This is a genomic window from Streptomyces sp. NPDC026092 (genome assembly GCF_040638605.1).
GTDB lineage: Bacteria > Actinomycetota > Actinomycetes > Streptomycetales > Streptomycetaceae > Streptomyces.
Window position 1 is genome coordinate 39,009 of record NZ_JBEZYN010000015.1, and the last position, 23,094, is coordinate 62,102.

Annotated in this window: 22 protein-coding genes and 1 pseudogene; 15 read left to right on the forward strand and 8 right to left on the reverse strand. The window is 72.0% G+C overall.

The window, feature by feature from the left end:
* The first annotated feature begins 152 nt into the window (after window positions 1-152).
* Window positions 153-1,370, forward strand: coding sequence for an amidohydrolase family protein (locus AB0F56_RS23705; protein WP_362013020.1), 1,218 nt, complete (start codon window positions 153-155; stop codon window positions 1,368-1,370).
* A gap of 61 nt (window positions 1,371-1,431) precedes the next feature.
* Here the strand turns inward: AB0F56_RS23705 and AB0F56_RS23710 are convergent, their stop codons facing one another.
* A complete protein-coding gene (locus tag AB0F56_RS23710) occupies window positions 1,432-2,310 on the reverse strand; it encodes a hypothetical protein (RefSeq protein ID WP_362013021.1) in 879 nt (292 codons plus the stop codon).
* A gap of 228 nt (window positions 2,311-2,538) precedes the next feature.
* On the opposite strand from AB0F56_RS23710, the gene AB0F56_RS23715 reads away from it, so the two are divergent.
* From AB0F56_RS23715 to AB0F56_RS23740, 6 genes are all read left to right on the forward strand, one after another.
* Window positions 2,539-3,459, forward strand: coding sequence for an LLM class F420-dependent oxidoreductase (locus tag AB0F56_RS23715; RefSeq protein ID WP_362013022.1), 921 nt, complete (start codon window positions 2,539-2,541; stop codon window positions 3,457-3,459).
* Between the two features lie 14 nt (window positions 3,460-3,473).
* On the forward strand, window positions 3,474-4,235 hold the full coding sequence (locus AB0F56_RS23720; RefSeq protein ID WP_362013023.1) for a glucose 1-dehydrogenase: 762 nt from the start codon (window positions 3,474-3,476) through the stop codon (window positions 4,233-4,235).
* A gap of 108 nt (window positions 4,236-4,343) precedes the next feature.
* Window positions 4,344-5,468 (forward strand): LLM class flavin-dependent oxidoreductase, encoded by a 1,125-nt coding sequence (locus tag AB0F56_RS23725; protein ID WP_362013024.1) that lies wholly within the window; start codon window positions 4,344-4,346, stop codon window positions 5,466-5,468.
* Between the two features lie 641 nt (window positions 5,469-6,109).
* The gene (locus tag AB0F56_RS23730; RefSeq protein ID WP_362013025.1) at window positions 6,110-7,837 is read left to right on the forward strand and encodes a D-aminoacylase; all 1,728 of its coding nucleotides are present in this window, start codon (window positions 6,110-6,112) and stop codon (window positions 7,835-7,837) included.
* The gene (locus AB0F56_RS23735; RefSeq protein WP_362013027.1) at window positions 7,834-9,294 is read left to right on the forward strand and encodes an aldehyde dehydrogenase family protein; all 1,461 of its coding nucleotides are present in this window, start codon (window positions 7,834-7,836) and stop codon (window positions 9,292-9,294) included. The genes AB0F56_RS23730 and AB0F56_RS23735 overlap by 4 nt, the downstream gene beginning before the upstream one ends.
* 283 nt (window positions 9,295-9,577) lie before the next feature.
* Window positions 9,578-11,152, forward strand: coding sequence for an APC family permease (locus tag AB0F56_RS23740; protein ID WP_362013029.1), 1,575 nt, complete (start codon window positions 9,578-9,580; stop codon window positions 11,150-11,152).
* Window positions 11,153-11,240: 88 nt separating this feature from the next.
* Here the strand turns inward: AB0F56_RS23740 and AB0F56_RS23745 are convergent, their stop codons facing one another.
* From AB0F56_RS23745 to AB0F56_RS23760, 4 genes and pseudogenes are all read right to left on the reverse strand, one after another.
* Entirely contained in the window at window positions 11,241-11,453 is a 213-nt protein-coding gene (locus tag AB0F56_RS23745; RefSeq protein WP_362013031.1) for a hypothetical protein, read from the reverse strand.
* 86 nt (window positions 11,454-11,539) lie between these two features.
* On the reverse strand, window positions 11,540-12,010 hold the full coding sequence (locus AB0F56_RS23750) for a carboxymuconolactone decarboxylase family protein (RefSeq protein ID WP_362013033.1): 471 nt from the start codon (window positions 12,008-12,010) through the stop codon (window positions 11,540-11,542).
* A 122-nt stretch (window positions 12,011-12,132) separates the two neighbouring features.
* On the reverse strand, window positions 12,133-12,900 hold the full coding sequence (locus AB0F56_RS23755; RefSeq protein ID WP_362013034.1) for a GNAT family N-acetyltransferase: 768 nt from the start codon (window positions 12,898-12,900) through the stop codon (window positions 12,133-12,135).
* Window positions 12,901-13,046: 146 nt separating this feature from the next.
* A pseudogene (locus tag AB0F56_RS23760) lies at window positions 13,047-13,151 on the reverse strand (4a-hydroxytetrahydrobiopterin dehydratase); the annotation flags it as partial.
* 438 nt (window positions 13,152-13,589) lie between these two features.
* On the opposite strand from AB0F56_RS23760, the gene AB0F56_RS23765 reads away from it, so the two are divergent.
* Both AB0F56_RS23765 and AB0F56_RS23770 read left to right on the forward strand, forming a co-directional pair.
* Complete coding sequence (locus AB0F56_RS23765) at window positions 13,590-13,808, forward strand: hypothetical protein (protein ID WP_362013035.1); 219 nt, start codon at window positions 13,590-13,592, stop codon at window positions 13,806-13,808.
* 99 nt (window positions 13,809-13,907) lie between these two features.
* The gene (locus AB0F56_RS23770; RefSeq protein ID WP_362013037.1) at window positions 13,908-14,441 is read left to right on the forward strand and encodes a GNAT family N-acetyltransferase; all 534 of its coding nucleotides are present in this window, start codon (window positions 13,908-13,910) and stop codon (window positions 14,439-14,441) included.
* Window positions 14,442-14,450: 9 nt separating this feature from the next.
* On the opposite strand, the gene AB0F56_RS23775 is transcribed toward AB0F56_RS23770, so the two are convergent.
* Complete coding sequence (locus tag AB0F56_RS23775; protein ID WP_362013039.1) at window positions 14,451-15,935, reverse strand: CehA/McbA family metallohydrolase; 1,485 nt, start codon at window positions 15,933-15,935, stop codon at window positions 14,451-14,453.
* Window positions 15,936-16,036: 101 nt separating this feature from the next.
* Between AB0F56_RS23775 and AB0F56_RS23780 the strand changes: the two genes are divergently transcribed.
* Entirely contained in the window at window positions 16,037-16,870 is an 834-nt protein-coding gene (locus AB0F56_RS23780; protein WP_362013041.1) for an LLM class F420-dependent oxidoreductase, read from the forward strand.
* On the opposite strand, the gene AB0F56_RS23785 is transcribed toward AB0F56_RS23780, so the two are convergent.
* Window positions 16,867-16,992, reverse strand: coding sequence for a hypothetical protein (locus AB0F56_RS23785; protein WP_362013043.1), 126 nt, complete (start codon window positions 16,990-16,992; stop codon window positions 16,867-16,869). The genes AB0F56_RS23780 and AB0F56_RS23785 overlap by 4 nt on opposite strands.
* Window positions 16,993-17,012: 20 nt before the next feature.
* Between AB0F56_RS23785 and AB0F56_RS23790 the strand changes: the two genes are divergently transcribed.
* The 4 genes from AB0F56_RS23790 (at window position 17,013) to AB0F56_RS23805 (ending at window position 20,666) form a co-directional block, all read left to right on the forward strand.
* Window positions 17,013-17,474 (forward strand): prevent-host-death family protein, encoded by a 462-nt coding sequence (locus tag AB0F56_RS23790; protein WP_362013045.1) that lies wholly within the window; start codon window positions 17,013-17,015, stop codon window positions 17,472-17,474.
* Window positions 17,471-17,722, forward strand: coding sequence for a hypothetical protein (locus tag AB0F56_RS23795; RefSeq protein WP_362013047.1), 252 nt, complete (start codon window positions 17,471-17,473; stop codon window positions 17,720-17,722). The genes AB0F56_RS23790 and AB0F56_RS23795 overlap by 4 nt, the downstream gene beginning before the upstream one ends.
* 98 nt (window positions 17,723-17,820) lie before the next feature.
* Window positions 17,821-18,078, forward strand: a complete 258-nt coding sequence (locus AB0F56_RS23800; protein ID WP_362013049.1) for a hypothetical protein — start codon at window positions 17,821-17,823, stop codon at window positions 18,076-18,078.
* Window positions 18,075-20,666 (forward strand): bifunctional FO biosynthesis protein CofGH, encoded by a 2,592-nt coding sequence (locus tag AB0F56_RS23805; protein ID WP_362013051.1) that lies wholly within the window; start codon window positions 18,075-18,077, stop codon window positions 20,664-20,666. The genes AB0F56_RS23800 and AB0F56_RS23805 overlap by 4 nt, the downstream gene beginning before the upstream one ends.
* A gap of 57 nt (window positions 20,667-20,723) precedes the next feature.
* Here the strand turns inward: AB0F56_RS23805 and AB0F56_RS23810 are convergent, their stop codons facing one another.
* Window positions 20,724-21,812 (reverse strand): tyrosine-protein phosphatase, encoded by a 1,089-nt coding sequence (locus tag AB0F56_RS23810; RefSeq protein WP_362013053.1) that lies wholly within the window; start codon window positions 21,810-21,812, stop codon window positions 20,724-20,726.
* Window positions 21,813-21,974: 162 nt separating this feature from the next.
* Here AB0F56_RS23810 and AB0F56_RS23815 point away from each other — a divergent pair, with 162 nt between their 5' ends.
* Window positions 21,975-23,093: an ADP-ribosylglycohydrolase family protein gene (locus tag AB0F56_RS23815; protein WP_362013055.1), complete on the forward strand. Its 1,119-nt coding sequence runs from the start codon at window positions 21,975-21,977 to the stop codon at window positions 23,091-23,093.
* Window position 23,094 lies beyond the last annotated feature (1 nt).

Sequence of the window (23,094 nt, forward strand, 5' to 3'; positions counted from 1 at the left end):
GTCCGGAGGGGGCGCGTCAGCATCGGGTGACTGTCTGCACAAGTCCTGCCCCATGATCCGACAGGTTCCGGCCCACGAGACGGTGCGCGTAACGGTGCTCGTACGCGCACAAGGAGCTGACGGGTCGTCAGATCAGCGCTACCGTGAAACGCATGGAGACCTTCCCGAAGATCATCTCGGTGGACGACCACACCGTGGAGCCGCCTCACGTCTGGCGGGACCGGCTCCCGTCCAGGTACCGCGACACAGGACCCCGGATCGTCCGCGCGCCCCTGAAGGAAATGACCTTCCTCGGCGGCAAGTTCGCGCCCGTCATGGGCGCCAAGGGCGACGACGGGCCGATCGGCGACTGGTGGGTGTACGAGGACCTGCACCGGCCGCTCACCCGCCTCGACACCGCCGTCGGCTACGACCGGGACGAGATCAAGCTCGAGGTCATCACCTACGAGCAGATGCGCCCCGGCTCGTACTCCGTGCCGGACCGGCTCGCGGACATGGACGTCAACCACGTCCAGTCCGCCCTGTGTTTCCCCACCTTCCCGCGCTTCTGCGGGCAGACCTTCACCGAGGCGAGCGACCGCGAACTCGGACTCCTCGGCATCCGCGCCTACAACGACTGGATGGTGGAGGAGTGGTGCGGGCCCGAGGCCCACGGGCGCCTGATCCCGCTCACCCTCATCCCGCTCTGGGACGCCGACCTCGCCGCCGAGGAGGTCCGGCGGAACGCCGCCCGGGGCGTGCGCGCGGTCGCCTTCTCGGAGATACCCCCGCACCTCGGGCTCCCCTCCGTCCACACCGACTACTGGGACCCCTTCCTGCGCGCGTGCGACGAGACGGGCACGGTCGTCGCCATGCACATCGGCTCCTCCAGCCGGATGCCGTCCACCTCCGCCGACGCCCCGCCGGCCGTCGGCTCCACGATCACCTTCGCCAACTGCTGCTTCTCGATGGTCGACTGGCTGATGAGCGGCAAGTTCGAGCGCTTCCCCAACCTGAGGATCATGTACGCGGAGGGCCAGATCGGCTGGATCCCGTACATCCTCGAACGCGCCGACGTGGTGTGGGAGGAGAACCGGGGCTGGGGCGGCGTCGCCGAGAAGGTGCTGCGCCCGCCGTCGGAGCTCTTCGCCGAGCACGTCTACGGCTGCTTCTTCGACGACGCCTTCGGCCTGAAGAACCTCGACGCGATCGGGGTCGGGAACGTCCTCTACGAGACGGACTACCCGCACTCCGACTCCACCTGGCCCAAGTCGCGCGAGGTCGGCGAGGCCCAGATGGGGCACCTGGCGCCGGACGTCGTCGAGCGGATCGTGCGCGGCAACGCGATCGAGCTGCTGGGGCTTTCGGCGGAGGGGCTCTGGGTGCCGTAACCAGGTCACGCGGGGAGGCCGCCACCCCTTCCGGGGCGGCGGCCTCCCCGCTCTGTGCGGCTCAGCCGAAGCGGACCGACGAGATCGTGTTGTCGAAGCCGATCGACGCCAGGTCGGCGATGTTGCCGGTCACCGACTTCGACGTGCCCTTGCAGTCCTTCTCCGTCCAGATCTTCACCGTGCCGCTCGCCTGCAGCGAGGACGCGCTGTTGTCGCGCCCCACGTTCTGGCAGCCGGTGCCGGCCAGGCCCTCCGAGGGGTCGCCGAAGTTCTTCTCGTCGGAGAGGGTCACGCTGCTCTTCGTGCCGGAGCCGGCGGGCGCGCTCGCGCCACCGCCCGCCTTCTTGCCGTCCGGGGTCACGCCGAACCAGGTGCCGCCGACGCCCTGGCCGTTGGTGTCGCCGGGCCGCAGGTCCTTGTTGAAGCGGTAGACGGGCCAGCCGCCGATGGTGACCTGGAGCTTGCCGTCGTCCCGCTTGACGACGCCGACGTCGGACTTCCTGACGCCGTCGATGAAGATCCGCCCGCCGGGCGCGACGACCACCGGAGGCCAGGTGGTCGCGCAGGCGTCGTTGCAGGTGGACTTCGACGGCTTCGCGGTGTCGTTGTCGAAGCGGTAGAGCGTGAAGCCCGCGCCGTTGACGACGACCGGCGAGAGGGCGCCCGCGCGGGCGGCGCTCAGCTGCACCCACTTCTGCGGCTTGCCGGGCGAGTTGGCCCAGTCACCGGTCTTCGGCTGGGCGTTGTTCTGCTTCGCGGTGCCGCTGAGGGAGGTGAACTCCGAGGAGGAGGAGGCGGCGTCGGCGGAGCTCGTGGCGCTCGCGGTGGGCCTGTCCGCGGCCTTGTCCGCCGCCTTGTCCTCCGTACCGCCGCACGCGGTGAGCAGGAGCGCGGCCGTGGTGGTGACGGCGGCGATCGTTCCGAGGCGCTGGATCTTCATGGTTCCCCCTGTGTGACGTGGGCGTCGGTGCCCTTCGTGTGCTGCCTTCGCGGGGGAGTACGGGGGCGGCCGCGGGGGTCACTCAGCCGGTTACGGCTCCGAGACATGCCCGGAACGGTTCCGGCACCTCGTCACGGCCCACCCCTTGTCTGATGGACCGTCAGACGCAAGCATGAGACCCGCCCACCCATATGACGAATCGTCAGATCAAGAGCAGGGGGTCCCATCATGGTGGTCTACGGGATGCAGCTCCCGGTCCAGTCGCAGAGCACCCTCTACGCCGAGCCCTGGGAGGCCGACGCGGGCCCCGCCGACCTGCTGGAGATCGCCCGCGTCGCCGACCGCACCGGCTTCGACTACATCGCGAGCTGCGACCACGTCGCCATCCCGCGCCGGCTCGCCGGGCCGATGAGCACCATCTGGTACGACCCGGTCGCCACCCTCTCCTTCCTGGCCGCCGCCACCGAGCGCGTCCGGCTGCTCTCGCACGTCGCCGTCGTCGGCCTGCGCCACCCGCTGGTCTCCGCGAAGGCGTACGCGACCCTCGACCATCTCTCCGGCGGCCGCCTGGTCCTCGGGGTCGGGGCCGGGCACGTCCAGGAGGAGTTCGAGGCGGTCGGCGCGGACTTCGTCCGCCGGGGACCGGTCCTCGACGAGACGATCGACGCGCTGCGGGCGGCCCTCGGGCCGGAGGAGTTCCCGGAGCACGCGGGTGAGCGGTTCGCCTTCAAGGACCTCGGGCAGCGGCCCCGGCCCGTCCAGGCGCGGGTGCCGGTCTGGGTCGGCGGCTCGTCGCCGGCCGCCGTGCGCCGGGCCGCGCTCAAGGGCGACGGCTGGCTGCCGCAGGGCGACCCGAGGGAGAAGCTGGCCGTCCGGATCGCCCGCCTCAAGGAGCTCCGCGAGGAGGCCGGGATCGCGGACCCGATCACCGTCGGGGCGATCACCGAGGCGCTGTACGTCGGCGAGGCGGGCTGGGAGGTCGGCCGGCGGACGCTGACCGGCAAGCCGGAGGCCCTGGCGGAGTCGCTGAACGCGTACGGCGCGATGGGCGTGCACCAGATCCAGGTCCGGTTCCGCTCCCGGAGCCGTACCGAACTCACCGATCAGATGGCGGCGTTCGCCGCCGAGGTCGCCCCCCACCTGAGCTGAGGAGTTGGACCGACATGGGCAAGCTGGACGGGCGGGTCGTCGTCGTCACGGGCGCGGCGCGCGGGCAGGGCGAGCAGGAGGCGCGGCTCTTCGCCGCCGAGGGGGCGCGGGTCGTCCTCGGGGACGTGCTCGACGCGCCGGGCGAGGCGCTGGCGAAGGAGCTGGGGGAGGCGCGCGCGGTCTACGTCCACCTCGACGTGACGAAGGAGGAGGACTGGACGGCGGCGGTGGCGGTCGCGAAGGAGCGTTTCGGGCGGATCGACGGCCTGGTGAACAACGCGGGGATCCTGCGCTTCAACGAGCTGGTGTCCACCCCGCTGGAGGAGTTCCAGGCGATCGTCTCGGTCAACCAGGTGGGCTGCTTCCTGGGGATACGGACGGTCTCGCCCGAGATCGAGGCGGCGGGCGGCGGCACGATCGTCAACACGGCTTCGTACACCGGGGTGACGGGCATGGCGGGGGTCGGCGCGTACGCGGCGACCAAGCACGCGGTGCTCGGGCTCACCAAGGTCGCGGCCCTGGAGCTGGCGGCGAAGAGGATCCGGGTCAACGCGGTCTGCCCGGGGGCGATCGACACCCCGATGAGCAATCCGGAGGGCGTGGACCCGGAGGCGACGGCGGGGCTGTACCAGAAGCTCGTGCCGATGGGGCGGATCGGGAGGCCGGAGGAGGTGGCGGCGCTCGCGCTCTTCCTGACCGCGGAGGACTCCTCGTACATCACGGGCCAGCCGTTCGTCATCGACGGCGGCTGGCTGGCGGGCGTGAGCCTGTTCTGAGCTTGCCTGACGAGGCGTCAGGTATTGACTGACCCACGGTGCGGTGCGAGAGTCGGGCACATCGAGAATCTGACGGTACGTCAGAAACAACGAGGACGGTGAACCCCCTTGGAATTCGGGATCTTCGTACAGGGATACGTCGGCAAGCGCGCCGAGACCGATCCCGAGGCCGAGCACAAGGCGCTGATGGAGGAGACCGAGTACGTCATCCAGGCGGACAAGTCCGGGTTCAAGTACGCCTGGGCCTCCGAGCACCACTTCCTGGAGGAGTACTCGCACCTCTCGGCGAACGACGTCTACCTGGGCTACCTCGCCCACGCGACCGACCGGATCCACCTGGGCTCGGGCATCTTCAACCCCCTCGCGCCGGTGAACCACCCGGTCAAGGTGGCGGAGAAGGTCGCGATGCTCGACCACCTCTCCCAGGGCCGCTTCGAGTTCGGCTCGGGGCGCGGGGCGGGCTCCCACGAGATCCTCGGGTTCATGCCGGGCATCACCGACATGAACCACACGAAGGAGATCTGGGAGGAGACGATCGCCGAGTTCCCCAAGATGTGGCTCCAGGACGAGTACGTCGGCTTCCAGGGCAAGCACTGGTCCCTGCCGCCGCGCAAGGTCCTGCCGAAGCCGTACGGGAAGTCCCACCCGGCCATGTGGTACGCGGCCGGCTCGCCGCCTTCGTACGCGATGGCGGGGAAGAAGGGGCTCGGGGTCCTGGGCTTCAGCGTGCAGAAGGTCTCCGACATGGAGTGGGTGCTCGAGTCGTACAAGACGGCGATCAAGGAGGCGAAGGCGGTCGGTGACTTCGTCAACGACAACGTCATGGTCACCTCGACGGCGATCTGCGCCGAGACGCACGACAAGGCGGTCGAGATCGCGGTCGGCGGCGGGCTCAACTACCTGCAGTCGCTGCTCTTCCGCTACCACGACACCTTCCCGCGCCCCGAAGGCATCCCGGAGTGGCCGGAGCTGCTCCCCGAGTACAGCGCGGAGATCATCGAACTCCTCATCGCGGAGGAGCTGATGATCTGCGGCGACCCGTCGGAGGTCCTGGCCCAGTGCAAGCGCTGGGAGCAGGCGGGCGCGGACCAGCTCTCCTTCGGCCTGCCGATCGGCATCTCGTACGAGGACACGATGAACTCGATCAAGCTGATCGGCGAACACGTGATCCCGAAGATCGACACGGACCCGATCCACCGCACCACCCGCTTCCGCGGGGCCGCGGGCGCGTGACGGGGGGGCTTCGCCGCGGGACGGCGCCCTTGCGGGCGCGTTCCGTTCAGGGCCCCACCCGCACCGGGGCCTGCTGCGCGGGCGCCCGCCCGGGTTCCGGCCCGGAGGGCCGAAGTCCTCGGGGTGGCCCCGCATGGGGCACCGCCCCCGTGGGTCAGGCCCTCCGGGCGGACGGTCTTCACGGGGTGCCGGTCCCGTGGGCGTCGGGCCCTGGAGCGGACGCGCCCGCCAGGGCGCCGTCCGTTGTGCCCACCCGTTCCGCCCCAGCGGAACGACTGCCCACAACGGGCGTGGGCGGCGCGGAGCTGCCGTCCTCCGGGGCGGGGCGTAGTCACGGGAACCCGATCCGCCCACCGGGGGCGGGGCGCAGTCCCGGGAACCCGATCCGTCCTCCGGGGCGGGGCGTAGCCCTCGCCCCCACCGGGCGGGGCGCAGCCTCACGTGCACCTGAGCAGCCCTCACCCCGCCCCCGGCAGGGTTCAGGGAAGGGGCGGGGTGGGGGAAACGTCCCCGCCCACCACGAGCGCGGGGCGGTGTCTTCCCGGATCGCCGTCCCGTCACCGGCCCCGGTCGGGGGCCTCGTAGTCGCGGCCGACTGCGTGGGTCCCGGCCGGGGCAGTCCACGTGCCGAAAGGACCGTCATGCTCGACCACCTGATCAAGGGCGCCACCGTCGTGGACGGCACCGGCGCCCCCGCACGCGTCGCCGACATCGGGATAAAGGACGGGCGGATCGTCCTCCCCGAGGCCGGCGCGGTCGCCCGTACCACCGAGGACGCCCGCGGCCTCGTCCTCGCGCCCGGGTTCGTCGACCCGCACACCCACTACGACGCCCAGCTCTTCTGGGACCCCTTCGCCACGCCCTCCATGAACCACGGCGTCACCACCGTCGCCGGCGGCAACTGCGGCTTCACCCTCGCCCCGCTCCACCCGGACCGGCCCGAGGACGCCGACTACACGCGCCGCATGATGTCCAAGGTCGAGGGCATGGCCCTCAAGGCCCTGGAGGAGGGCGTCGACTGGAGCTGGTCCTCCTTCGGCGAGTACCTCGACGCCCTCGAAGGACGCATCGCCGTCAACGCCGGCTTCATGGTGGGGCATTGCGCCCTGCGCAGGTACGTGATGGGCTCCGACGCCGTCGGCGGGCACGCCACGCCCGAGCAGATCCGGCGGATGACCGACCTCCTCCGTGACGCCATGGACGCCGGCGCCTGGGGCCTCTCCACCACCCAGTCCGCCACCCACTCCGACGGCGACGGCGCTCCCGTCGCCTCCCGGCACGCCTCGCCCGCCGAACTCGTCGCCCTCGCGAAGGCCGTCGGCGAGCACGAGGGCACCCAGATCGAGGCGATCCTGGCCGGCTGCCTCGACCAGTTCTCCGACGACGAGATCGACCTGTTCGTCGACATGACCGCCGCCGCCGGACGCCCCCTCAACTGGAACGTCCTCACCATCGACGCCGCCGTCCCCGAACGCGTCCCGCGCCAGCTCGTCGCCTCCGAACGCGCCCGCAAGTCCGGCGGCCGGATCGTCGCGCTCACCATGCCGATCCTGACCCCCATGAACATGTCGCTCGGCACGTTCTGCGCCCTCAACCTCATCCCCGGCTGGGGCGAGATCCTGGGCCTCCCCGTCCCCGAGCGCATCGCCAAGCTCCGCGACCCCGACGTCCGCTCCGAGATGCTGCGCCGCGCCGACTCCAAGGAGGCCGGCGTCTTCCGCCGCCTCGCCCACTTCGGCCGTTACGTCATAGGGGACACGTACAGCCGCGAGAACGAGGGCCTCACCGGACGCGTCGTCAACGACATCGCCGCCGAGCGCGGCCAGGACCCCTTCCAGTGCCTCGTCGAGATCTGCGCCAACGACGAGCTGCGGACCGTCCTGTGGCCCATGCCCTCCGACAACGACCCGGCTTCCTGGGCGCTGCGCCGCGAGACCTGGGAGCACGAGGACGTGCTGCTCGGCGGCTCCGACGCCGGCGCGCACCTGGACCGGATGTGCGGCGCCCCGTACACCACCCGCTTCCTCGGCGACTGCCTGCGCGGCCGCAAGCTCGTCCCCCTGGAGCAGGCGGTGAAGATGCTCAGCGACGACCCGGCCCGGCTCTTCGGGCTGCGTGAACGCGGCCGGATCGCCGAGGGGTTCCACGCCGATCTCGTCCTCTTCGACCCCGAGCGGATCGACGCCGGGCCCGCGACCCTCGTGCACGACCTGCCCGGCGACAGCCCCCGGCTCGACTCGCGCGCGATCGGCGTCGTCTCCGTCCGCGTCAACGGCGTGGAGACCATCCGCGACGACGAGGTGACCGGCGCGATACCCGGCCGAGTGCTGCGCTCGGGCCGCGACACGAGGACGGTGTCCACCCGATGAGCCGGGCGGATCAGCGACTCTTCATCGGCGGCGCGTGGGTCGAGCCCGACGGCGGCCACTACGAGGTGGTCAACCCGGCCACCGAGGAGGTCGTCGGCCTCGCGCCCGAGGCGTCCACGCACCAGGTGTACGAGGCGGCGGCCGCCGCCCGCGAGGCCTTCGCGACCTGGTCCCGTACGAAACCGGAGGAGCGCGCCGCGCTCCTCGACCGGGCCGCCGACCTGATGGCCCGGGACGCCGAGGCGAACGTGGCCCTCGCGCAGGCCGAGACCGGCGCCATCACCGGCACCGCGCGCGGGATGCAGGTCGCCGTCGGATCGTCCCGCTTCCGGCGGTACGCTCGCGGTGCCCTGGAACCCGTCGAGCAGGCGCTGCCCCCGCAGATCAACGAGGCCGGGCCCATGGGCAAGGCAGGGGTCTTCGGCGCGGTCGCCGTGCGCCGCCCGGTCGGCGTGGTCACCTGCATCACCTCGTACAACAACCCCTGGGCCAACCCGGCCGGCAAGATCGCCCCGGCGCTCGCCATGGGCAACACGGTCGTGGTGAAGCCCGCCCCGCAGGACCCGCTCTCGGTCTTCGCGATGACCCGCGCCCTGGAGGAGGCGGGCATCCCGGCCGGAGTCGTCAACGTCGTCACGGGCACGAGCGCCGCCGTCGGCGAGGCGGCCGTCGACTCGCCGGACGTCGACATGGTCTCCTTCACCGGCTCCACGGCCGTCGGCCAGCGGATCGGCGAGGTCTGCGGCCGGGCGCTGAAGCGGCAGCTGATGGAGCTGGGCGGCAAGGGCGCGGCGCTCGTCCTCGACGACGCCGACCTCGACTCGGCCGTGATGGGCATCGGGACCACGTTCTCCTTCTACAGCGGCCAGATCTGTACGGCCCCGACCCGGGTGCTCGCCCAGCGCGGGATCTACGAGCAGCTGATCGAGAAGCTCACCGGCTACCTCGCCTTCATGAAGGTCGGCGACCCGACGGTGCCGGGCACGGTCGTCGGCCCGGTGATCTCGGCGGCCCACCGCGACCGGGTGGAGTCGTACGTCGAGCTCGGGAAGAAGGAGGGCGCGCGGGTGGTGGCGGGCGGGGTCCGGCCCGCCATGGAGCGCGGCTTCTACGTCGCCCCGACCCTGCTCGCCGACTGCACGAACGACATGCGCGTGGTGCGGGAGGAGATCTTCGGTCCGGTCGTCGTGGTCGTCCCGTTCGACGACGAGGAGGAGGGCGTCGCGCTGGCCAACGACAGCGACTACGGGCTCCTCGACTACGTGTGGTCGGGCGACGTGGCCCGCGCATTCCGTATCGCGGCCCGGCTGCGGGCCGGCGGCGTCGGGGTGAACACGATCGGACGGAACATGGAGGCGCCCTTCGGCGGCTTCAAGAAGAGCGGTGTGGGGCGGGACGTGGGCTCGTACGCCCTGCACGCGTACAGCGAGACGCAGGCGGTGGTCTGGCCGGGCTGACCCGCTTCCCGCGCGGCCGGAGCGCGGCCCGGAGTACGGCCTCCCGCACGGCCCGGAAAATTCTTCGGGAAAATTTGAAAACGGACATTTGGGGTGGTGCTGCGGTTCCCGCATATCGGACAGTCGGTGAGACGCCTACCAATCGGTCGGTGCGACCGGGTGGTCGATCTTTCAATCAATGCTCAGAGGTCGTTGTCGCCCTCTTAATGCAAGGTGAAGATCGGTCAACGTCCCGGACTTTCGTCTTCCGGATGTGGAAACCGCAGCATTTAACGTCCTGTTCATGACTCAGGTGGAAGCACGGCCCCAGGCCGGAGACACGGTAAGGGGCGTCACGGACGCCACCACCGACAGCCACGGCGTTCGGAAGAAGGGTCTCGGCGGGAACTCCGTCGGGCTCATGGGCAGTGCCGTCATCGGCATCTCGACCGTCGCCCCCGTCTACTGTCTGACCTCGACGCTCGGCTCCACCGCCGGCGAGGTCGGCCTCCAGATGCCCGCGATCTTCCTCGCCGGCTTCCTCCCGATGCTGCTCGTCGCCTTCGCGTACCGCGAGCTCAACCGGGTCATGCCCGACTGCGGCACCTCCTTCACCTGGACCGTGAAGGCCTTCGGCCCCAAGATCGGCTGGATGTGCGGCTGGGGCCTCGTCATCGCGACGATCATCGTGCTCTCCAACCTGGCCGGCGTCGCCACCTCGTACTTCTGGCTCCTCGCCGGAGAACTCACCGGAGCTGAGTCCATCGCCGCCCTGGACGACAACAAGGCCGTCCACATCGTCACCTGCCTCGCGCTCATCGCCATCGCGACCGCGATCAGCTACCGCGGCATGACCGCCACCAAGGGCGTGCAGTACGCCCTCGTCGGCCTCCAGCTCGTCGTCCTCGCGATCTTCGTCGCGATGGCCTTCCAGAAGGCCGGCAGCGGCACCTTCGACACCGGGCTCTCCTTCTCCTGGGAGTGGATGAACCCGTTCGCCGTCCAGTCCTTCGCCGCCTTCACGGCCGGTCTCTCCCTCTCGATCTTCATGTACTGGGGCTGGGACGCCTGCATGGCGACCAACGAGGAGACCACGGGCTCCACCAAGACCCCCGGCCGCGCCGCGCTCATCGCGATGGTCGTCCTGGTCGGCTCCTACCTCGCCACCGGCATCGCCGCGCAGATGGCCGTCGGCTCCGGCGACACCGGACTCGGCCTCGCCAACCCGGAGACCTCCGACAACGTCTTCGCGGCCCTCGCGGGCCCGGTCATGGGACCGGTCCTCGGCATCCTGCTCTTCGTCGCCGTCCTCGCCTCCGCGGCGGCCAGCCTCCAGACGACGTTCATCCCGGTGGCCCGCACGGTCCTCGCGATGTCGACGTACGAGGCGCTCCCGCCGTCCTTCGCCAAGGTCCACCCGCGCTTCAAGGTGCCGGGCAAGGCCACGATCGTCGCGGGCGTCGCCACCGGCGCGTTCTACACGGTGATGACCCTGGTCAGCGAGAACGTCCTGGTCGACACGATCTACGCGCTCGGCCTGATGATCTGCTTCTACTACTCGCTGACCGCGTTCGCCTGCGCCTGGTACTTCCGCAAGGAGCTCTTCCGCTCCGGCCGGGACTTCCTCTACAAGGGCCTGTGCCCGGTCCTCGGCGGCGTCCTGCTGACCGCCGTCTTCGGCAAGACGCTGTACGACATGTGGGACCCGGCCTACGGCAGCGGCTCGTCCGTCCTCGGCGTCGGCTCGGTCTTCGTGATCGGCGTCGGACTGCTCCTCGTCGGCTTCGTGATCATGCTGGTCATGCAGCGCAAGAGCCCCGCGTTCTTCCGGGGCGAGGTGCTGACGAAGGAGACCCCGTCGCTGGTGGTCGCCGACTGACAGCCCGTACGTACACCTGAGTCATGAACGCGCGAGGTGGCGGGACCCGAAAGGGCCCCGCCACCTCGCGCTTTCGTACCCCCGGGGCTCAGCGCCCGGGCAGGAGCCCCTCGACCGCCGCGTTCGCGGCCGGCATCTCGGCGGGCCGCTCCTGGGGGTTCAGGAGGCCGCTCAGCGGGACGACGGAGGGCAGGTTGGCGTTGCCGAGGTCGGTCGACGTGTCGGCGACGGCGGAACCGGCGGCGCCGAGGCTGCCCGCGAGGGCGAGACCGGTCAGGGCCGCGGTGAGCATCTTCTTCATGCCCCGACCAACGAGGGACCCCGGGCGGGTGGTGCGGTCCGTTCGGGTGCCCGTCAGGCCGCCCGCCCGTGTGCCCCTCCGCGGGCTCAGATCGCCACGCCCGCCGGCTGCCGCACCGTGACGTTGAGCCGGTTGAACAGGTTCGTGAGGCTGACCATCAGCACGATCGCGGCGAGCTGCTTCTCGTCGAAGTGGTCCGCCGCCGCGTCCCACACCGGGTCCGGCACGGCGTCCGAGGTATCCGCGAGCCGCGTCGCGTGCTCGGCGAGGGCGAGCGCGGCGCGCTCCTCGTCGGTGAAGTACGGCGTCTCACGCCAGGCGGCCACGGCGAACAGCTTCTCGTCGCTCACCCCGGCCTTCCGGGCGCCCTTCGCGCCGTAGTCGACGCAGAAGCCGCAGCCGTTGATCTGGCTGGCCCGCAGGTGCACGAGCTCCAGGATCGACTCGGCGACGCCGCCCTGACGGGTGGCCTTCACCAGGCTCTGGATGGCCGTTCCGGCGTCGGGCAGGAGGTAGGCGGGGTTGGTCATGCGCTGGGTGGTCGTGTGCTGCTGCATGGCGGTCGCTCCTTGGGCGGTCCGTGGTGCCGGTTCTCGTTGCCTTCACAGCACTGACGGACCGCGCGACGCGGATGTGACACGACCGGGAAGATTTTTTCGCGGCGGTTTTCCCGAGCGGCTCAGGAGGCCGGTTCGGCGATCAGCGCCGTGCCCGCCGTACGGAAGCCGAGCCGCCCGTAGAGCCGGGCCACGCTCTCGTCCGTCGCCGACAGGAACACGGTCTCCACCCCGCGCGCCCGCGCGTCGGCGACGAGCGCGGCGGTCACGGCGAGGCCGAGCCCGCGTCGCCGGGCGGCCGGCAGGGTGCCGACCCCGACGACCTCCGAGACGGTGCCCAGGGCGGTCCCGACCGGCTGGTGCTGCCCGGCCGAGAGGGCCGTGCCGTCCGCGTCCACGGCGGCGGCGAGCCGGGTGAGCCCCGCGTCGATCCTGGCCGCCAGGTGCCCGGCGACCGAGGCGTCCGGGGTGACCCCGAAGGCCGCGTACGGGACGGCGGCGGCCGACTCCAGGGCCGGGTCGCCGGCCTCCACCATCCGTACGGTCACGCCCTCGGGCGCGGGGACCGCCACGCCCTCCCCTTCGAGGACCATCAGCGGGTGCTCGTTGACCACGAGCCCGCTCTTCTCGACGGCCGCCCGCAGCCCCGGCGTCGTCTCCGCGACCCACTCGAACGCCTCGGGCGCGCCCAGCTCCCGCTGGCGCGCCCGCACCCGCTCCACGTCGGCGAGCGGCACCTCACCGGTGTGCCCGAGCGCGGGGCGGGCGTAGTACGGCCAGCCCTGCCCCTCCCGTACGAACAGGGTCAGCGACCTGAACTCCTCGGCGCGGGCGGCGGACCGGGGGACGGTGTCGTAGTACGTCTCGAGGCGGCTCAGCATGATCGCCATCCAAGCAGGGTCGCGCACCCGGCGACACAGGTCCATCGGCGCCCGTCGGGGCCGACGGCACCCGTAGAAGCGGGGCGAGACGGTGGTGCGCGACCCGCCCGCTGCCGGCACCCGTGCACGACGACGCGCCGTCGTCGTGTCCGGGGTCAGTCGAGCGGCAGCGCCTGGTGTGCGGCGACGATGGCGTCGATGCGCGCGGCGAGGTCGAAGTCGGCTTCGGTCAGCCGGTAGTCGGCATCGTGCGTGGTGATCGACCCCTCAATGGCCTCCCGAATCGTCGACGAGGCCCTGAAGTTCGTCCATGCCGCCAGCCTCTTCCCGACGGTCCGCATCGCGCCCACCCGCGAGGTGGACGAGGGATGGCATGCGCTCATCCTCCACACGCACATGTACGCGACCCTGTGCAGCTGCCTCGGCCGCACCGTCCACCACTACCCCGAGCGCCCCGACGTCTCCAGGCACGACCCGGAGGTCCTCACCCGCACCATGGCCCTCATCGAGCAGGCGGGCCATACCCCGGACGCCGAGCTCTGGGCGGGACCGAAGAAGTCGCCGGTCGCTGTCGTCGCGAACTGCGATCACACCCCGATGCCCGGCGGCTGCGGCACGATCAACCCCGGCGGCTGCGCTTCCCTCCCGCCCGACCCTGGGGAATGGGCTCGGCACCCCCCGAGGGAACAAGGAGAGCCATGGACGCGCGCGAAGTCTCGGCACTGCACGAATCGATGCGTAGGTACGGGATCCCCGGGGTCCTCGTGCCGGTGGACCGACGGTATCCGGCGGGCCCCTGGCGAGTGGTCGATCAGGCCGGCCCGGGTGAGCAGCGGGACATCACCGAGGAGACTCTCGCGGCCGTGGCCGCCGCCGCGGCCTACCGGCCCACCCGCGGGTTCGTCATCGCGGGATAGCCGCTGGAGGCAGCCTCGGGATGCCCGTCCCCCTGCCCGGGCCACCGCACCGGCTCGGCAGGGAGCGGGCCGGCCTCGGGCGGCTGAGAGGATGGGGCCATGACCGAGATCCTCACCCCCCGCCTCCTCCTGCGCCGCTGGACCGACGACGACCTCGTGCCCATGGCCGAGATCGACGCCGACCCCGAGGTGATGCGCTGGATCCGCGACGGGTCCGTCCGGGATCTGGAGCAGACCGCGGAGGACATCGAGCGGTGGGAGGAGGAGTGGGACGACGAGGGCTTCGGGCTCTTCGCCGTCGAACTCCTCGGCTCCGGCGAGCTGATCGGCTTCGCCGGGCTCTCCGTCCCCCAGTTCCTGCCCGAGCTGGCGCACGAGGTGGAGATCGGCTGGCGGCTCGGGCGGCCGTTCTGGGGTCAGGGGTACGCCTCCGAGGCCGCGCACGCGGTCCTGGAGTGGGCGCTCCAGGACCGCGGCCTCGACCGGGTGATCTCCATCGCCCACATCTCCAACACGGCCTCCGAGAACGTCATGCGCAAGCTCGGCATGAGCCCGGAGCGCGAGCTGGAGCACCCGGCCTTCGGTACGCCGCTGCGCGTGCACGCCATCGACCTCAGCGAGTACGCGGCCTGACCAGCCCGGTCAGCGGGTGCCCTCCAGGAACACCGGGTTGGTGAAGGCCACGAGCGCGCCCGGGAGGGGCGGCAGCGTCGCCGGGTGCCGTACCTCCGCCCGTACGTAGGAGGCGTACGCGGCCGTCGTCGCCCACTCCACCGGCTGCCCCGCCGCGGGCGCGGGCGCCGTGTGCAGGACGCCCTGGTCCGTGACGAAGCGGACCGTGGCGCCCTCCGGGGCGCCGGTCACCGTGAGCCGGGCCGTCACGGGCCGGTCCGCCGGGACGCGCAGGCGCTCGCCGATGCCGGCCGTCCGCCCCCGCCCGTCCGTGACCGCGAAGTCGAGCGAGACCGCCGAGGACTCGGCGACGTACGAACGGCCCGCGCGCAGGCCCGCCAGGATCGCCTCCCGGCTCAGCTCGTCCGCCAGGACCACGGTCTGCGGGGTGCCGACCCGGTCCGGGTCGCGGTGGGCGTCGCTGTTGCCCATCGCCGGGGTCCAGCGGCCCTTCGCGAGCGCCGCGTCCCAGCCGGCCAGGGACACCTCGTCGTCCGGGGTGTACGGCCCGTTCCACACCTCGACCGCGTCCGCGTCGCCGAAGCCGAACTTCCAGTTGCAGCCGATGCAGGTGGCGTGCGGGTGCGCGGGGACCACCAGACCGCCCGCCCGGCGGATCGCGCGGGCGAAGTGCCCGAAACGGTTCTCCCGCGCCCGGTAGCGCCAGTCCACGAACGTGCCGGGCTCGGTGCCCAGCGCCAGGACGTGACCGTTGCGCGTGGTGATCTCCTCGCCGAGGAGGATCAGCAGGTCGTCCCCGGCGAGCTCCGCCCACGCGCCGTGCCCGGCATGGGTGTTGTGCTCGGTGGGGTTAAGGAAGTCGAGCCCGGCGGCGCGCGCGAGCGCGGCGACCTCGGCGGGCGTGCGGCGGCCGTCCGAGTACACGGTGTGCAGATGGCTGTCGCCCCGGTACCAGGCCCGGCCCCGCCCCTTGGCCCGCTCGGGCGGGTACACGGGCCGGACGACGGGAAGCGAGGCGCCGAACCGCAGGGTGAGGGTCACGGAGTACGTGAGCCCCTGCGGCGCCACCGTGTACGGGGCGAGCACCACGAACCAGGTCCCGGCCCGCAGCGGACCGGCGACGTAGCCGGGTGTGGCCTCGTCGGTGCGCAGGAAGAACTCCTTGCGCGCGCCGCCCGACCAGCCGCGGAAGCCGTCCCCGCCGAGCTCGGTGCCGCGCTGGTCGAAGATGCCGATGTCCAGGGCGTTGCCCTGCGTCCCGGCGGGGACGGCGGGCCGGTCGTAGGTGTACGCGACGTGGATCTCGCGGACCCCGCGGGGGATCTCGACCGGCAGGTACACGTAGTCGGGGGAGCCGGGCGGCAGCGTGCCGCCGACGGTCTCGGTGCGGTCGCCACCGGGGGTGTCGGCCGCGTGCGCGAAGCTCACGCTTCCCAAGGTAAGGGCGGAGGCGACGCTCGTCGTCAGGAGCGTTCGTCGGGTCGGTTCGCTCATGTCCGGCACCCTGGTAGTAGGGCGTGAACTCCCGGACAACGCAAGAGGCCTGACGCGTCGCACCTCTCGGAAATCCCCGCCCGACCCCCTACCGTGCCGCTATGCGGATCTCGACCACGATCTTCCTGACCGACGAGACCATCACGCCCGTGCGGCTCGCGCGCGAGCTGGAGCAGCGCGGCTTCGCCGGCCTCTACCTCCCGGAACACACCCACATCCCGACGGAGCGGACCACCCCCTATCCGGCGGCGGGCGACGAACTGCCCCCGGAGTACGGCCGTACGCTCGACCCCTTCGTCGCCCTCGGCCAGGCCTCCGCGGTCACCGAGCGGCTCCTTCTCGGCACCGGTGTCACGCTGGTCACCGAGCACGACCCGATCGCCCTGGCCAAGCAGGTCGCCACCCTCGACCACCTCTCGGGCGGCCGCTTCACCCTCGGCGTCGGCTTCGGCTGGAACAAGGAGGAGGCCGCCGACCACGGCGTGGAGTGGGCGACGCGGCGCGAGCTGAGCCGGGAGCGGATGCGCGTGATGCGGGCCCTGTGGGCGCCTGAACCGACCGCGTACGAGGGCGAGTTCGGCGTCTCGGTGCGGGCGTCGTACGCGTACCCCAAGCCGGCCGGCGGCGCCCCGCGCGTCCTGCTGGGCGGGGCGGCGGGCCCGAAGCTCTTCGGGCACATCACCGAGTACGGCGACGGCTGGATGCCGATCGGCGGGCGCGGCCTGACGCAGTCGATGCCGGTGCTCCAGGAGGCCTGGCAGGCCGCGGGCCGCGACCCGAAGTCCCTCCAGGTCGTCCCGTACGGGGTCCTGCCGAACCCGGGCAAGCTCGCGCACTACGCGGAGCTCGGCTGCGAGGAGGTCGTGCTGCAGCTGCCGCCGGGGGAGGAGGACGAGGTTCTGAGGGTCCTGGACGAGTACGCCCAGTACCTCTAGACCGGGGTCGGCGGCTTCACCCCGTCGACGGCCTCGTCGCCGCCGGCCCCGGCGGGGTCATGCAGCTCCTGCGTCCGCGAGGCGCGGGGCACGCACCGCCCCCCGTTGACTTCGGAATACATTCCGAAGTATGGTCGTGGTCATGGTGACCACGACTGTCTCGTTCTCCGAACTCTCCAAGAACTCGAAGCGAGTCGCCGAGACGCTGGACAGGGCGCATCGCCTGCTCGTCACGCGTCGGGACGGGCAGGACCTCTACCTCACCACTGCGCGCCACGACCAGGAGCGGGAGGAGACGGCCGAGATCACGGCCCGCCTGCTCGGTGCGCTCCTCACGGCCGACGGCGGCGCTCGGACCATAGGGCGAGCGCTACCCTCGGTCTTTCCCTGGGTGCGGCACCTCTCCGTCGATGAACTCAGGGAGTTCGTCCAGGACCTGGTCGACGCGACGTACGACGCCGCGCAGTTGGACGTCCACGCGAACCTGCACCGGACGATCGTGGAATGGCGGGCGACGGCGCGCATCCTCGCCGACCCGACGCTGACCGAGACACTCACGCGCGCGCTCCCCGACGAGCACCACGGCGAGGTGACCGCTCCGTGAGCCCGAAGAGGGGAGACGACGTCGCCCCGCCGTCGATCGGTACGGAGTGGCGCCTGCGATTCGCGACGAACGAGGCCGCCAAGGGCTGGGGCGAACTCGCCGCGGAGGCACCCGGGAACACCCGCCGGTGCTTCGAGGCGCTCCGCCGGGACCCGACGGCTCACCTGGAACCCGACCGGCAGCATCGGCTGCGTGGCCGCCTGGCCACCGGCACGCTGGGCGGACGCGCCTACCCCCAGTGGGAGTAGGAGGTCACTTCCGGCGGCCGCGTGCGCTACCTGGTGGACGAAGCGCGCCGCACGGTCCATCTCGTCCACGCGGCGCCACGTCACCCCAAGGACACGGAGTGAGCGACTGGGGCGCAAGTGGCGTTCGGCGGCAGATCGAGCGGGACGGCCTCGCCGAGCTGGTCGTGGCGAACGAGGAGATCCATGGCCCGCTGACCTCCGAGGAGGTCGACGCGGCCCGCGCGGAGCTGGGCGATGCGCGGCGCCGCGCCGCCGGGGCGCGCCGGGCGCGGGTGTCGTGGGGCCGGCCGGACGGTGAGCCGGTCGTCGAGGAGGTCTCCTGTCCGCACGAGGTCACTCGTATGCTCGCTCCATGACGGATCAGCAGCCCGGGCAGGCGGAACGCCCCACCGAGAACGCCATGCGCCGAGCCCTCAAGCGGGCCAGGGACGGGGTGGCCCTCGATGTCGGGGAGGCCGCCGTGCTGCTGCAGGCGCGGGGCGCGGACCTCGACGACCTCGCGGCCTCCGCCGCGCGCGTGCGTGACGCGGGGCTCGAGGCCGCCGGGCGGCCCGGGGTCATCACGTACTCCAAGAGCGTGTTCATCCCGCTCACCCGGCTCTGCCGGGACACGTGTCACTACTGCACCTTCGTCACCGTCCCCGGCAAGCTGCGCCGCGCCGGCCACGGGATGTTCATGTCCCCCGACGAGGTCCTCGACATCGCCCGCCGCGGCGCCGAACTGGGCTGCAAGGAAGCCCTCATCACCCTCGGCGACAAGCCCGAGGCCCGCTGGCCCGAGGCCCGCGAGTGGCTCGACGCGCACGGATACGACGACACCCTCGCCTACGTACGGGCCATGGCGATCCGGATCCTCGAGGAGACCGGTCTCCTCCCGCACCTCAACCCCGGCGTCCTGTCCTGGACGGACTTCCAGCGGCTCAAGCCCGTCGCGCCCTCCATGGGCATGATGCTGGAGACGACCGCGACCCGGCTCTGGTCCGAGCCCGGCGGCCCGCACTACGGCTCGCCCGACAAGGAGCCCGCCGTCCGGCTGCGGGTCCTTGAGGACGCCGGACGCTCGTCCGTCCCGTTCACCAGCGGGCTGCTCATCGGGATCGGCGAGACGTACGAGGAGCGGGCCGAGTCCCTCTTCGCGCTGCGCCGCGTCTCGCGCGCCTACCACTCCATACAGGAACTGATCATCCAGAACTTCCGCGCCAAGCCGGACACGGCGATGCGCGGCATGCCCGACGCCGAACTCGACGACCTGATCGCCACGATCGCCGTCGCCCGGCACATCATGGGCCCCTCCGCCTGTCTCCAGGCCCCGCCGAACCTCGTCGACGAGGAGTACGGCCGGCTCATCGGCGCCGGCATCGACGACTGGGGCGGGGTCTCCCCGATCACCATCGACCACGTCAACCCGGAGCGGCCCTGGCCGCAGATCGACACCCTCGCCGAGAAGTCCCGTACCGCCGGCTTCGAGCTGCGCGAACGCCTCTGCGTCTACCCGGAGTTCGTCGGCCGCGGCGAGCCCTGGCTCGACCCGCGCCTGCTGCCGCACGTGCGCGCGCTCGCCGACCCGGAGACGGGCCTCGCCAATCCGGACGCGACCGTCCGCGGCCTGCCCTGGCAGGAGCCGGACGAGGCGTTCACGGCGGCCGGCCGCACGGATCTGCACCGTACGATCGACACCACCGGCCGCACCCACGACCGCCGCGAGGACTTCGACGAGGTCTACGGCGACTGGGGCGCGCTGCGCGAGGCGGCGGCTCCCGGCATGGTCCCGCAGCGCATCGACACGGACGTACGGGCCGCCCTCGCGACGGCCGCGGACGACCCCACGCGGCTCACGGACGACGAGGCGCTGGCCCTGCTGCACGCCGACGGGCCCGCGCTCGACGCGCTGACCCGGATCGCCGACGACGTACGGAAGTCGGTGGTCGGCGACGACGTCACGTACATCGTCACGCGGAACATCAACTTCACCAACGTCTGCTACACCGGCTGCCGTTTCTGCGCCTTCGCCCAGCGCCGTACGGACGCCGACGCGTACACCCTCTCCCTCGACCAGGTCGCCGACCGGGCCCAGCAGGCCTGGGAGGTCGGCGCGGTCGAGGTGTGCATGCAGGGCGGCATCCACCCGGACCTGCCGGGCACGGCGTACTTCGACATCGCGCGGGCGGTGAAGGAGCGCGTGCCGGGGATGCACGTCCACGCCTTCTCGCCGATGGAGGTCGTGAACGGCGCGACGCGGACCGGCCTGTCGATCCGCGAGTGGCTGACGGCCGCGAAGGAGGCGGGCCTCGACTCGATCCCCGGTACGGCGGCCGAGATCCTCGACGACGAGGTCCGCTGGGTCCTCACCAAGGGCAAGCTGCCGACGGCCACCTGGATCGAGGTGATCAAGACCGCCCACGAACTGGGCATCCGCTCCTCGTCCACGATGATGTACGGCCACGTGGACCAGCCGCGGCACTGGCTCGGCCACTTCCGCACGCTGGCGGCCATCCAGCAGGAGACCGGCGGCTTCACGGAGTTCGTGACGCTCCCCTTCATCCACACCAACGCCCCCGTCTACCTCGCGGGCATCGCCCGCCCCGGCCCGACGGTCCGCGACAACCGCGCGGTCACGGCCATGGCGCGCCTCCTGCTCCACCCGCACATCCCCCACATCCAGACCAGCTGGGTGAAGCTGGGTGCGGACGGCGCCGCCGAGATGCTCCGCTCGGGCGCCAACGACCTGGGCGGCACGCTGATGGAGGAGACCATCTCCCGCATGGCGGGCTCGAGTTACGGCTCGTACCGCTCGATCCGCGATCTCGTCTCCATCGCGGAGGCGGCGGGTCGCCCGTCGCGTCCGCGGTCGACGCTCTACGGCGAGGTGCCCGAGGAGCGGCAGCGCGCGGCGACGGCCTCGGACGGCCACCTGCCGGAGCTGCTGCCGGTGCTGGGGGACTGAGCGCGCCCGGCGTGCCGGTCAGGGCGAGGACGGTCGCCCTGACCACGGCGGGGCGGGTCAGCCGACCAGGAGCTCCCGCTTGAGGTCCTTCAGCTCACGGGCGTCGATGCCGAGGCCCTGCTTCAGGTACGAGCGGAACGAGCCGTACTCCTCCTCGACCTCGGAGAAGGACGCGTTGAGGTACTCCGGGCGCACGTCGAGCAGCGGCTTGTAGACCGCGGCCTGCTGCGGCGGGAGGTGGGAGAGGATCGCCTCGTTGGCGGCCGCCCGGTAGGTGTTGCTGGCCAGGTAGTCGGCCATCACCGTCTCCTCGGGGACCCCGAGGGCGGTGAGGAGGGCCGCGTTGCTCCAGCCCGTGCGGTCCTTGCCGGCCGTGCAGTGGAAGAGGACGCCGTGCCGGCGCTCGTCCGCGATGCCCTCGAAGACCGTGGTGTACGCGGCCTTCGCCGTGGCGCCGCTCACCATGAAGCGGTTGCCCTCGACCATCATGGCCTCGGCCTCGGCCGGGGACTTGGGGCTTGAGGTGAACGTGCCGGTGCCCGCGAGGACGTCGGCGACGACGTGCGTGGCGCCGGCCGGGACGCGGTCCGGGTCCTTGTCGCGCTCGCTCTGCATGCGCAGGTCGAACACGGTCCGGATGCCCAGGCGCTTCAGCTTGGCCAGGTCGTCCGGGGTGAGCTGGTTGAGGGCGTCGGAGCGGTAGATCTCGCCCATCTTGACCCAGTGGCCGTCGGCGGTGCGGTAGCCGCCGGCGTCACGGAAGTTGACCGTGCCCCGGAGCTTGATCAGACGGTCGGCCAGGCGCAGCGAGGTGCCCCGGTCGGGGACCAGGTCGAACCAGCGGCGGTCGACCGCGCGCAGGCCCTTGACGGTGACCTTGCCGGTGTCGCCGCCGCGGGCGACCGTGCGGCCCTCGGTGCGGATCTTCACACCGTGGGTGCCCCGGGCGGACCAGGCGATGGTGAAGCTGCCGTCGGCGTTCTCGGTGACGGTGGCGGAGGTGAAGGGGACGGAGGACTGCTCCCGGTGGGAGGAGTGCCCGCCGTGGGTGTGCCGGGAGTCGTGGGCGACGGCGGCCGGGGCGGTGACGCCCAGGACGAGCGCGGCGGCGACGACTGCGTACGTTGAGGTCTTGAAACGTGTCACGCGCGGATCGTTCAAGGCATGCCGAAACATCCGGTGAACTGCGGTCGAAGATGGACAGAAAGGCATCCGATCGCAAAACGTTCTGCCTCGCGAAGGTGCGAACGCGGTCGATTACAGTGCTGCGAGACCTGTGCGCCGAGGGCTTCCGGGGGAGGGCAGTTCGTGACCACGAGCGCTGCGGCCGTGTGGGGCCGTACCGAACAGCAGGACTTCCGGGCCCGCGTCCGCGGCTGCCTCCTCGGCGGGGCCATGGGCGACGCCTTCGGCGCCGGCGTCGCGCACCTCTCCCTGGACGCGATCAGGGCCGCCCACGGACCGGAGGGCCTCACCGAGCCCGTCCCCGCCCACGGCAGGCGCGGCGCGGTCACCGCGGCCACCCAGATGACCCTCTTCACCGTCGACGGCCTGATCCGCGCCCAGGTCCGGCGCGACACCGGCGCCTGGCACCCGCCCACCGACGTGCACCGCGCCCATCTCCGCTGGGCGGCCACCCAGCGCGACTGGGGCCCCGACGAGCGCCGCAAGGACAACGGCTGGCTCGCCCGCGAGGAGTGGCTCTACGTCCGCCGCGACCCCGCCCGCGCCTGCCTCACCGGCCTCGGCGACGAGCATCTGGGCACCCTGGACAAGCCCAAGAACCCGGGGGCGACCGACTCCGGCGCGCTCGTCCGCTCGGCGCCCTTCGGGCTGCTCGTCGGCTGGGAGCCCCAACTCGTGTGCCAGCTGGCCGTCGAGTGCGCCGCACAGACCCACGGCGACCCGGCCGCCTACCTCGCGGCCGGCGCGCTCGCCGTCGTCGTCCACGGCCTCGCGCGCGGCGAGAGCGTGGACGGCTCGGTCCAGCGGGCCCTGGCCCAGCTCGCCCCGCGCCCCGGCCACCAGCCCGTCACCGACGCCCTCCAGCGGGCCCTGGGGGCCGTACGCCAGGGGATGCCGAACGCGGGCCGGGTCACCGACCTCGGCGCCGACGAGGACCGCGCGGAGGGACAGCTGGCCGCCGCCGTGTACTGCGCGCTCGTCGGCGAGGACATCCGCCACGGCCTGCGCCTCGCGGTCAACCACGACGGCCCGTCGGCCGCGACGGGCGCCGTCACGGGCGCCCTCCTCGGCGCCCTGCACGGCGAAACGGCCCTCCCGCCGGCCTGGCTGGCCGAACTGGAGGGCCGTTCCACGGTGCTCGAACTCGCCGACGACTTCGCGATGGAGATGACCCAGGGCGCCGCCCTGCACAGCCCCGCCGAGTCCCACCCGGGCTGGCTCGCCCGCTACCCGAGGGGCTGAG